The sequence below is a fragment of the Pseudomonas sp. NPDC096917 genome, from assembly GCF_044762555.1.
In the GTDB taxonomy this organism is placed as follows: Bacteria; Pseudomonadota; Gammaproteobacteria; order Pseudomonadales; family Pseudomonadaceae; genus Aquipseudomonas.
On record NZ_JBIWEO010000001.1, the window covers coordinates 467,504 to 479,875 of the forward strand.

Annotated in this window: 3 protein-coding genes; 2 read left to right on the forward strand and 1 reads right to left on the reverse strand. The window is 55.8% G+C overall.

Going from position 1 to position 12,372, the window contains the following annotated elements; all coding sequences use genetic code 11:
- The first annotated feature begins 30 nt into the window (after positions 1-30).
- Positions 31-5,229: a dermonecrotic toxin domain-containing protein gene (locus tag ACIQYF_RS02075; protein WP_402856091.1), complete on the forward strand. Its 5,199-nt coding sequence runs from the start codon at positions 31-33 to the stop codon at positions 5,227-5,229.
- A 152-nt stretch (positions 5,230-5,381) separates the two neighbouring features.
- The gene (locus ACIQYF_RS02080; protein WP_402856093.1) at positions 5,382-10,607 is read left to right on the forward strand and encodes a dermonecrotic toxin domain-containing protein; all 5,226 of its coding nucleotides are present in this window, start codon (positions 5,382-5,384) and stop codon (positions 10,605-10,607) included.
- A 46-nt stretch (positions 10,608-10,653) separates the two neighbouring features.
- Here ACIQYF_RS02080 and ureC read toward each other — a convergent pair whose 3' ends face one another.
- Positions 10,654-12,354, reverse strand: coding sequence for an urease subunit alpha (gene ureC / locus ACIQYF_RS02085; RefSeq protein ID WP_402856095.1), 1,701 nt, complete (start codon positions 12,352-12,354; stop codon positions 10,654-10,656).
- Positions 12,355-12,372 lie beyond the last annotated feature (18 nt).

The following is a 12,372-nucleotide window of genomic DNA, read 5'->3' on the forward strand; positions in this document are numbered from 1 at the left end:
ATGACTTCATCATTTATCGAGAAGATTTCCATGTCTGAATCCACAGGTCGTATTTTGCCTGACGGCGCCACGCCTATCGCAGAAGGGCACCATTATGATGTTTTGAAAAAAGCCATTCCTGCGTCCTTGCTGGATGCCAGTGCTGAGCGACGGGCCTCGCTCAAAAGCCTCTCACCCCGCATACCAAGCTGGTATGCCAGTATGACCCCGGGGCAAAAAAAATACCTCAAACCCTTAATTGACGCGCGATTGACGTCGCAAAACGCCCTGGATCAGCACCTGAGTAAAGTGCAATCCCTTGAGGCGTTTGCGCAGCCGCTGCTGGACGCTGCGCTAAAAGCCAAAGGCTTAACCTTGGACGTGACGCAGGTGTACCTGCGGCTCTATGTGCCCGCTGTAGATGCCTTTGGTGTAAAGACTGGAGGGTACAGCGCACGCACCCTGTCATTGCTGCAAGCGGCACTGCACAATTTTGAACAGCCTGAAACTGAAGCGAATTACTTTGGTCCAGAGTCAACTTTTATTACACCCCCCGATCACCTGGGGCGATTTCAGCTCTATAGCACCTCACTGAAAATCGAGACCTTTGCCCAGCTGTGCCGTGATCTCGATATTGGCGCTCAATATCAGGCGTATCTCAAACCGTTCCTGGCCCCGGACGAACCGGTATCCCAAGGCGTGCTGGAGCACCGTTTCTTCACCCAAAAAAAAGCCATGCTCAAGCTGGATGCGCAGATTGCCTTGTACAAAAAGGATATTTCTCGCCAGGACTATGAAGCCATCCAGTTCGTGATCAACGGTGAGCGCAACATACAAATTGATGAGCAGCAACTGTGGTATCGCACCCCCTGTGTGATGGGGATTAAGTTGCATGGTTGCGTGGAGTTTTCTTTTTGCGAGAAAGACCGATACCCCACTGATCTCATTGTCTGGATTCCTGGCGATCCCGAGCACCCCCTCAAATGGTATGCCTCTTATGATGATTTTCGTGACGAGCTGGTGCGCAAGCTCACGGCTCGAAGCACAACGTTAAGGCAGACTACTTTTACGCCGTATCAAGATTTTCTTAGCCGATTCATCACGCAAAGTGACCGCCCTTATTTCTACAAGCGCCTAACCGAGCTGATCGAGGACGCTCCTGATCAGCCTTGGGGGGTGGAGTGGTTCCGTTCCGAAAAAACGCAATGGTGGATCCATGCTCTGGCGCCGCAAGTGTCGTTGGCGCTGATCGTCCCGGCCAACCCTGAGCGCCATCAACGACGTGTTCTGAAAGACCATCCGTCGATCAATGTCTACTCCACCACGATGAACGACGCAGGCCTCTGGGTCGACCTTGATCTGTGGAGCGAACTGCTCAAAGAGATGCGCACCAAAACCTTTGCCGATGCGCAAACCATGGCCATTTCTACCGCGATGGCAGATGCCAATAACCATTCATTACGCGTTTCGCACTACCTGAACATCGGATTGTTTGCAGTCAATCTGGTGGCGATGGTTATTCCGCCATTGGGCGAGATCATGATGGTGGTGATGGCAGGGCAATTGCTCTACGAAACCCTGGAGGGGTTTGTTGAGTGGAGCCAGGGCGATCAGGAGGCGGCGTGGGCTCACCTCAGCGACGTGCTGGAAAACCTGGCGACCCTGGCGGTTGGCGCGGGTGTGTTTCATGTGGCTTCGCCGGTGATTGAACGGCTCAAAGTGATCGTGTTTGCCGATGGCTCACTCAAACTGTGGAACGCGGACCTGAGCCCCTATGAGCGCTCGATTGAAATTCCTCAGACCGACTTGCCGGATGAGTCGGGTCTGTACACGGTCAACAGGCAAACGGTGCTACCGCTCGAAGGTAAAAACTATGTGCTGCAACGCGACCGCCTTTCCGATCATTACCGCGCCCGGCACCCCACTGACCCACATGCCTACAACCCTGAGTTCACCCATCTGGGGTATGGCGTATGGGTGCATGAGGGCGAACAACCGCTGACCTGGGACCTTGCGAAGCTAAAAAGTCGCCTTGGGACATTGAGCGCCGATATTAGCGACACCGATTTCAATCACGTTCTCAAGGTCTGTGATGTTGAGGAAGGTGGTCTGCGGCGCATGTACGTCGAGCGCGAACCCGTACCCGGCAAGTTGGTGGACACCCTGGGCCAGTTCAAGGCATACGCCAAGGCGATGAAGGCCGTTGCTGAAACGCGGGCGGGGCGCCTTTCACCGGAGCTGTGTACGTATAGCGTCATCTTTACCGCCGAGATGCCGGGTTGGCCGTCGGGCAAAGCCTTCGATGTCTATGACGCGGCTTTACCTCAAGTCAAAGCCAAGCGTTACGGCAGTGCCAGCGCGACGGGCATTGATGTCATCACTATCAGCCGAGAAGAGTTGATGGCCGGAAAGTTGCCGGAGCAGGTGACAAAGGCACTGAGTGTGCCGGAAATGGAGGCGATGCTGGGGTCGCAGACGCCCTCTGACGCGGGCCAGCGAGCACTTGATTTCCAAAAGCAACTGGCCCAGCACATGGAAAAAAATATCCATCGCCTGTTCACCAGTTTGTATGACGAGCCCGTGCTGGACAGCATGCCGGCCAGCGAAACCCTGCGACTGATCAAGCGGATGTATTCCAGACTGACGACGGCTATGGCGCAACGGCTAGTGGCTGAAGCCAGTCCCGCAGAAACTGTTCGGTTTAAAGAGGGAAGGATATCTCTGCGCCTGCTCGAGATTGGGCGCCGATGGCAGCGAGAAGCGCGATTGTCTTCCGCTTATTCAGGGTTGCATCTGGAGGGCTTGATAACGGCCGATACCGAAAATCTGGTGTTGAACTCGCTCGAACATCTGCCTGGCTGGACAAACAATCTGCGTATTGAGGTGCGTAATAACACCTTCAGTGGCAGGTTGAGGGCCAGTGTCGGGCAGAGTGACGCGAGTGACAAAAAGGTACTGGTCCGAACCGGGGAGGGCCGCTACGTTGCGCATGATCAAAGGGGCGAAATACTGTCCGCCGAGGGTAATCTGTATAACAGCCTGCAACATGCTTTGCCGGATGCTTACCGCAAAGCGTTGGGGGTGCCCAGCGTGGGTGAATGGGGGGCGTTGAAAGAAAAGATCCAGCAGCACCCAGTGCCGCGCCCTTATCTGCGCAATGTGTTACGCATCACGCAGGATAATCCTCCTGCTTTTGGGCCAGATCCGCGCTGGCCAGATGGTCGATTGGGTTATGGGCTCAGTGGCCGTGGCGCAGTGGGTAATACCCTCGACCATGAAGAGAGCCTGAAAGTCCGGGTCAAGAAGCTGTACCCAGGGATTAGTGATCAAGCAGTATCGAAATTTATGACCCAGGAAGGGGAAAGGCCTGATGTACGTATTCGGGCGTTGGAGAAAGAGTTAAATGACCTGGATACCACTCTCGAGCGATGGATCACTTCGGATATTGACGGGGTAAAACCAGGGGAAGGGGAAGACGCCAGTGTATGGGACCGTCAGCGTGTTGTCCTCAAACATAGACATGCGGTGAAGAGCATGCTCAAAAGAGCCTGGCATCGATCAGGGGCCGCGCATATAGACACGGCAAGGAACCGCTATTTAGGCCAGGCGCTGAAATTCACGGAGCCGGGGATGGGGCCTGTACTGGAGTCCTTACCGCCCCTGACAGCAGACTTTGGTCATGTGTCGCAATTGATCCTGGACAATATAGGCGCGACAGATGGCATTGATGGCTTTATTTCTCAATTTAGCCGACTGAAAATGTTGGATATCACGAGGGGCGAATTGACCCTCCTTCCCCCTGCGATCGGGCAGATGCGGCATTTGCAAAGGCTTGATCTGTCGTCCAACCACATCGTGCTGACGCTCGAGTCTGTGAGCCAGTTGAGTCGACTGCACCTTATGCAATATTTGACGCTGCAGAAGAACCTCATCAACCTGCCCCCGGACATCAGTAAAATGCCAAAACTGATGGGTTTGGACCTAAGAGAGTGCAGGGTCAGTGAGTGGCCTAAAGGGTTATTGGCGTCTGAACGGCCGCGAGAATTTCAGCTTTTCCTGGACGACAACCCCATTTCGACGATCCCTGATGTAGCGCCCGGCTCCCATAAAGCCAACACCTTGGCCCGAGCGATAGTGAATTACGATGACTTGCGATTTGAAGTTGTCCAGAAGTTGAAACTCTACAGGGAGGCCCTTGGGCTTGATCCTGAACGCCAATTACCCCCGGCTCATGAAGGGGGCAGTGGAGATTGGCTGCGTGGGTTAAAGCCCGAAGAGGTGAAGACGAATCAAGAAGTATGGAACCGCATAGAGGATCAACATGGTTCAGAACCTCTGTTCAATCTCTTTAGGCAGCAGGCGGATAACGCCAAATATCGTCCAAGCAAGGCCATTCTGGACATACAGGGCAAAGTCTGGCGGATGCTCAACGCGTTGGATGATAGCGAGACGCTTCGCGACAGGATTTTCCTGATGGCCAAGGCTCCCGCCACCTGTGTAGATGCCGGCGCACAGCTTTTTAATGCCTTGGGTGTCGAGGTGTTGTTGGATGACGCCTACCGGGCACCCCAGCCATGGTTGGTCAGACTGGAGGTCTTTGACCTGGCAAGAGGTAAGGCACGCCTTAATAAATTAGGGGAAATTGCCCGCGCGCGGATTAAAGAGCTCGAGGATCAGGGCTATCGACTGCCGATCTATGATGAGAACGGCGACCCTGAGCCTAACCTGCGTGACGGAGTCAGAGTGAGGGACATCGATGAAGTCGAGATATACCTTAAATACACCACCTCACTGGCAGAGAGGCTGGATCTACCTTGGGAAACCGCCGATATGGTATTCCCTGAAAGTTTTGTGACCGACGCGATGATCGAGGCCGCATACCGCACCGTAAGGGCTCTGGAAGAAGGGACAGGGTTGCGCAATCAATTGGTTGAGCTGCCCATGTGGATGGATTTTCTGGAACGTTCCGAACCTTCTGCGTTTGAGCCTTTGAAAAAGAAAATAGACGCATTGACTAATTTAAAGGTCGCGCAAGAAAAACTGGTCGAGCAGGGCGCTTCGTTGTCCGAGAAAAAGAAGGCGGTGCTGCGCCAGGAGATACAGGCGGACGCAGCCACACTTTCACTCAAAGCGGCCCCGGGTGAGGTGCTCAGTGATGATGATTACTATGCGAAATTGACCGCTCTAGATGGGGAGGTAAAGGCCTTGAGGGTATCTCTGACTGATAAGGTGATTAAGCCTCGCGAATAAGGGCTTGAATCGCGCAGAGGCAGCACCTGGCGGCCGCTGCGACGGCGAATGCAAGAATCGGCGCCTGCTCGTTCCCACTTCACTACATAGATAACGCTTTACATGGATTGCCCCTCGATAAGCTGAGGATTCAGACATTTCGAGGGTCAACCATGACTGATTCAAATCCTCCTGCGTCACCCATCTTTATGCAGCCGGCGCGCCAAGGGCGTCATGATGCCTTCCTCAAACGCTCATTTCCCCCATGGCTGATCGATGCCAGCATTAAGCGAAAGGCCCAGCTCAAAAACATCAAGCCCGATGTTATCGACTGGTACACCGCTTCGACCAAGACGCAAAAAGCGCAGCTCAAATCCTTGTTCGAACTCAAATTTGTCTCTCATAACAAGTGGGAACAGCACTTGATAGGGCTGCAACCGGCTCAAGCCTTTGCGCGACCTTTGCTAGAAGCCGCACTAAAAACCGCAGGCTATAACCTGCCCGTAAACGATGTGTATATAAGGCTTTATACGCCCGCGGTGGATGTCTTTGGGGTCACAACGGGTGGCTACGGCGTGCGTACCATGTCATTGCTGCAAGCGGCGCTGCACAACTTCGAGAGCTCTGAAACGCACGCTCATTATTTTGCTGACGGTTCAGGTTTTATCACTCGGCCTGATGCACAGGGGCGATTTAATGCTTTTAGTACCTCGCTTACGATAGAGGCGTTTACCCAACTGTGTCGTGACCTTGATATTGGCGCTCACTACCTGGCGCATCTTCAAGCGCACCTGTCCCCCCAGGATCCCGTGCCTCAAGGCATTCTGGAGCACCGCTACATCACCCAGCAAAAAGCCATGCTCAAGCTGGATGCGTACATTGCCTTGCTCAAAGGCGATATTGACGCCAGCAGCCATAGCTTGATGCAGCGAGTGATCGACGGTGAGCGCAACATCAAAGTGGGCGAACAGCACGTGTGGATGCGAACGCCCACTGTGATGGGGATTTTGTTGCATGGCTGTGTGGTGTTTTCTTTTAGTGAAAAAAACCGATACGCCACGCGCCTCATTGCCTGGATTCCAGGCGACCCTGAGCATCCCCTGAAGGGGTATGCCTCTTATGATGATTTTCGCGACGAGCTGGTGCGCAAGCTCACTGAGCGCAGTACGACGTTAAGGCAGACTGGTTTCACCCCCTATCAGGCGTTTCTTAGCCGGTTTATCCAGCAAAGTGATCGGCCTTATTTCTACAAGCGCTTGACCGAGCTGATCAAGGACGCCCCTGATCAACCTTGGTTGGTGGAGTGGTTAGGTTCCGAAAACACCCAGTTCTGGGTCCGCGCATTAGCACCGCAAGTGTCGCTGGCGATTTACGTACCGCCCAACCCTGAAGTCCATAAACGCCGCGTTCAGGCTGAACATCCGTCCATCAAGGTCAATGCCACCACGATGAACGGCGAAGATCCCTGGGTAGATCTTGATCTGTGGAGCGCAAGGCTCAAAGAAATGCGCACCCTGGCTTTTGCCAATGCGCCAGCCACTGCGGTGCCCACTGCGTTGGCTGATGCCAATAACGACTCGTTGCGTACGACGCACTACCTGAACATCGGACTGTTTGCACTCAACCTGGTGTCTATGGTGATTCCGCCCTTGGGGGACGTCATGATGGTGGTGATGGTGAGCCAATTACTGGACGAAATCATCGAGGGAATCCATGAGTGGGCTGATGGAGAGAGGGACGCCGCTTGGGCGCACATCAGTGATGTGCTTCAAAATTTAGCGACCCTGGTGATCGGTGCCGGCGTCTTTCACGTCGCATCGCCGATTATCGAAAACCTCAAAAAAATCACCTTGCCCAACGGCAAGCAAAGGCTTTGGAACACTGACCTGCGGCCCTATGAGCACGCTATTGGTATTTCTCCTGACGCCTTGCCCGATGAGTCGGGGCTTTACACCCTCAATGGGCAGAAGGTGCTACCGCTGGACGGTAAAACCTATGTGCTGGAGTCCAACCCCGTTACCGGGCACTACAGCGCCCTTCATCCCTTTGAGCCGGATGCGTATAAGCCCGAGTTCAAACACAGCGGGCATGGGGTATGGGTGGCTGAAGACGAACAACCTCTGACCTGGAAACGTCGCACGCTGAAACGTCGTTTGGGCCCATTAACCACAGGCCTGCTGGACAAAGAGCTGGAGCTGATGCTCAACGTGTGTGAGGTGCGAAGCGCTGATCTGCGGCGCATGTATGCCGAGGGTGAGCCGATACCGGTCTTGCTGTTGGAAAACCTGCGCCAGTATCAGGCTTACGCCAAGGCCAGACAGGCGGTCCAGGAAGTCCGTGCTACTCGTATGTCCTTTGAACTCTGCAGCTATGCGGCCGCTTTTACGGTTGAAATGCCGGGATGGCCGGCGTCCAAAGCCATCGACGTGTTTGATCCACTTCAACCCAACGGCCAGGTCACGCGTTATGGCAGCGCTCAAGCTGCGCAAGCGGATGTGCTCACACTCAACTGGACTCAATTGATGGCAGGCGAACTGCCGGCGCGCGTGGTTGACGCTTTGAGCCTGCCGCAACTTGAAACCCTGATGGGCAATCGCGCACCGCATACTCGCGAAGATCGTTTGAACATGTTCAAAGGGCTGCTCAGCGAGCACATGGAAAACAATATTCAGCGCCTGTTTGCCAGCTTGAGTGAGGCCCCGATAACCGCAGGCGATCCTGCGCGACCCGCGATTGAATTGATTAAGCGGCTATTTCCCAGCCTCTCGACCACAGTGGTTCGTCGACTGCTGGCGCAGGCGAGTGCTGACGAAATCAAACGGCTGGCGACGGGCAGGGTGCCGTTGCGTCTGCTTGAACTGGCCCGAACCTTACAGCGCAATACCCGGCTATCCACTGCTTATTTAGGTTTGTTTCTGGATGGCTTGGTAAAGGCCGACACTGAAATTCTGGTCTTGAATACCTTGAAAAATTTGCCGGGCTGGAGAAGAGACCTGCGTCTGGAAGTACGCGAGGGTGATTTCACAGGTGCTCTGCGTGCCAGCATTGGCTCGAGGGACAGCAACCATCGAAAAGTGCTGGCCAGAATATCGGATGGCAAATACCGGGCTTTGGATGAAGAGGGCAATCATCTGAGCAGTGTGTGCGATTTTTACAGCAGCCTGCAGCACGCCCTTCCAGATAACTATCGAAAAGCGCTTGGGGTGCCCCACGTCAATCAAGATCTTAAGTTAAAGAAAATTTTGACGCGCCACGCGCTACCCCGTGCCCAGCTACAACGGCTGCTGAAGATCAAGCCTGAGTCGCGCCCCTTTTTTCTGCCGCCTCGGCGTTTGGTCAGTGGCAAGTTGGGGTATTTGCTCAGTGGTACGGGCGTGCTTGCTCAGGACGACGCTCAAGCCGCTGCGATGAAGGTTCGATTGGGACGGCTTTATCCTGCATTCACCTACGGCGATATCACTGGTTTTTTTCAGCTTCACGGTGCAGGCGCGCCCCTGCGGCTTCAAGCATTGGAAGTGGAGTTCGAATCCCTGGACACCACGCTTTGGCAATGGGTCTATTCACCCATCGACGGTGAGCCAGTCAGCGTTAACCCCAACCCGATACAGCAACGCACCCTGCGGCTCAGGCATCAAGTGCGCGAGCGCCTTGAGCATGCCTGGCGTCGCTCAGGCACGCAGCACTTTGACTCGGCAGGGCAATACCTGGGCCAGCATCTGAGTTTTTCGCTTGAAGGCATGGGGCCGATTCTGCAAAGCCTGCCACAGCTTGGCACTCCCTTTAGCCATGTCAGCAAGCTGAATGTGTCAGGCGCCGCCGTAACCGACGCGATTGGCGTGTTCCTCTCCCACTTTAAACAGTTGCGGGAACTGGACGTGGCCGGGGCGTCTTTGACTCATTTGCCGTCGGCCATAACGGACATGTCCTTTCTGGAGAGGCTCAATCTCAAAGGCAGCGCGATTGTTCTGACCCCGCAGACGGGCGCCCGGTTACGAGGCTTGACCCGGCTGCGTGAGTTGAACCTTGAGAATTGCCCCCTGGGCTTGCCACCGGATATCAGCCGTATGCCTGACCTGTCGCGGCTGACCTTGACCCATTGCAACCTTGACCGCTGGCCTGTGGGGCTCCTGGCTCACTCGCGCGCGCGGGAGTTCAGGCTGTATCTGGACAAGAACCCGCTCAGTCATATTCCAGATGTAGCGCCGGGGTCGGAAAAAGCGGCGACCGTTGCGCGAACTTATTTGAGCGTCGATGACGTGTCCCGTGAGGTGCTTGAACGTTACAACCTGTATAGCGAGTCGGTGGGTATAGAGCGGCCCCGACTTCTTCCTGCGGGCGTTGAAAGTGATAGCCGTCACTGGATCAGTGGCTTGTCGCCCGATCAGGTGGCCACGCATCAGGCGTTGTGGAACCTTGTCGAGGAGCAACCGGGCTCTGGTCCCTTTTTCGATGTGCTGCGCGATCAAGCCCGCCACTTTGAGCTGCGCACGGATGCGTTCAAGCAAGACCTTAGGGGCAAAGTCTGGCGCATGCTGGAAGCGATAACGCAAAGCGCTGAACTGCGCGACACCTTGTTCGAGATGGCCGCAGCCCCTTTTTTCTGCGTGGATGCGGGAGCGCAGTTGTTCAATGCCATGGGGGTCGAGGTCCTGTTGCATGAGGCCTATAGCGGCCCGGCAGCAGAGGTGGGAGGAGAAATTTTGGCCCTGGCCAAAGGCAAGGTTCGTCTGGATGAGTTGGGACGAATTGCCAGGGCGCGCGTGCGGGAGCTTGAAGCCCAGGGGCGTCAACACCCGGAATATGATGCAAGCGGTCAACGGGTTATCCACCTCGATAGTCAGGGCAGGCGAGTGCGCGACATCGACGAGGTGGAAATTTACCTGACCTACACCGCTCAGTTGGCTGAAAGACTGAATTTGCCTTGGCAATACCCCGAAATGGCGTTCCCGGAGGCTGATGTAACCCCCGCCATGGTAGAGCGTGCTTACGTACGCGTGAAAGCGCTGGACGAGGGCGACCTGGTTGATCAGTTGCTGGACCAACCCATATGGACTGAGTATGTGAAAGGAGCGCATGCGTCGGCTTTCGCCTCGGTGAGGGAGAGAATACTCGCCTTGACCGAGTTGCAAGTTGCACAACGTGACTGGGTAGAAGGGGTGGGTTTAACGGAGCAACAGCGGGCCGAATTACGCACCACCATCGAAGCCGCTGGCCGGTTATTGGGTAAGTCTAGCGATGAGGTCGCGCCGGGCAGGCTGATGTCCAACATGGTCTACGACATCGCCATGGACGCGCTGGTCGCTGAAGAGCGCGAGGTGATGTATGACTTGACAGCCAGCGTCAGCAGGCCGTCGCTGGATTCGATCTGGGGTTATAGCGATTCAGATTCGGACGTTTGAATAGGCCTGCAGGAGTTACTCCTCAGTACGCCTGCAGGTGAGTAGGTCAAAATAAAAAATAACGTTGCGCCATGGGCAGCACGTCTGCCGGCTCACACCACAGCAACACACCATCGGCCTTGACCTGATAGGTCTGTGGGTCGACTTCAATGTTGGGCAAATAACCGTTGTGGATCAGGTCGGTTTTTTGCACGTCGCGACAGCCTTTGACCACGGCGATTTGCTTTTGAAGCCCGAGAGTTTCCGGCACCCCCGCATCAAATGCCGCCTGGCTGATAAACGTCAGGCAGGTGGCATGCCGCGAGCCGCCATAGCTGGCGAACATCGGTCGATAGTGAACCGGCTGGGGGGTAGGAATCGAGGCGTTGGCATCGCCCATCAAGCTCGACGCAATCGCCCCACCCTTGAGAATCAATGTCGGTTTAACCCCGAAAAACGCCGGACGCCACAGCACCAGGTCGGCCCACTTGCCCACTTCAATCGAGCCCACTTCATGGCTCACACCGTGGGTAATCGCCGGGTTGATGGTGTACTTGGCGATGTAACGCTTGACGCGAAAGTTGTCGTTGCCGGGAGCGTCTTCGAGCAGGGGGCCGCGTTGTTTCTTCATCTTGTCGGCGGTTTGCCAGGTGCGGGTGATCACCTCACCCACACGGCCCATCGCCTGGCTGTCAGAACTGATCATCGAGAATGCGCCCAGGTCATGCAGGATGTCTTCGGCGGCGATGGTTTCGCGGCGAATGCGGCTTTCGGCGAACGCCACGTCTTCGACAATGCTGGGGTCCAGGTGATGGCAAACCATCAGCATGTCGAGGTGTTCGTCGATGGTGTTGCGGGTGAAGGGCCGGGTCGGGTTGGTCGAACTGGGCAGCACGTTAGTCAAGCCACACGCCTTGATGATGTCCGGGGCATGCCCGCCGCCCGCACCTTCGGTGTGGTAGGTGTGGATGGTGCGACCCTTGAAGGCGGCCAGGGTGGTTTCGACAAAGCCCGACTCGTTCAGCGTGTCGCTGTGAATCGCCACCTGCACGTCGTACAGGTCAGCCACGCTCAGGCAGTTGTCGATAGAGGCGGGCGTAGTGCCCCAGTCTTCATGCAGCTTGAGGCCGATGGCCCCGGCTTCGACCTGCTCGATCAGCGGCTGAGGCAAGCTGGCGTTACCCTTGCCCGTGAAGCCCATGTTCATCGGGAACGAATCGGCGGCTTGTAGCATGCGCGCCATGTGCCACGGGCCGGAGGTGCACGTCGTGGCGTTGGTGCCTGTGGCGGGGCCGGTGCCGCCGCCGATCATGGTGGTCACGCCGCTGTTGAGCGCTTCTTCGATCTGCTGCGGGCAGATGAAGTGAATGTGCGTGTCGATGCCGCCTGCGGTGAGGATCATGCCTTCACCGGCGATGACTTCCGTGCTGGCGCCAATGGCGATGGTCACGTTGGGCTGGATGTCCGGGTTACCGGCTTTGCCGATGGCGTGGATACGACCGTTTTTGAGGCCCACATCGGCTTTGACGATACCCCAGTGATCAATGATCAGGGCGTTGGTGATCAGCGTGTCGACCACTTCGGCGGCGAGCAATTGGCTTTGGCCCATGCCGTCACGAATCACCTTGCCGCCGCCAAATTTTACTTCTTCACCGTAGGTGGTGAAGTCTTGCTCGACCTCGATCCACAGTTCGGTGTCGGCCAAACGAACCTTGTCACCTACAGTCGGGCCGAACATATCGGCGTAAGCCTGGCGGGAAATTTTCATGGTGTGTTCCTAAGCGTC

Coding starts and splice junctions, on each gene's coding strand:
- ACIQYF_RS02080 (WP_402856093.1), top strand. CDS start 5,382: ATGACTGATTCAAATCCTCCTGCGTCACCCATCTTTATGCAGCCGGCG.
- ACIQYF_RS02075 (WP_402856091.1), top strand. CDS start 31: ATGTCTGAATCCACAGGTCGTATTTTGCCTGACGGCGCCACGCCTATC.
- ureC (WP_402856095.1), bottom strand. CDS start 12,354: ATGAAAATTTCCCGCCAGGCTTACGCCGATATGTTCGGCCCGACTGTA.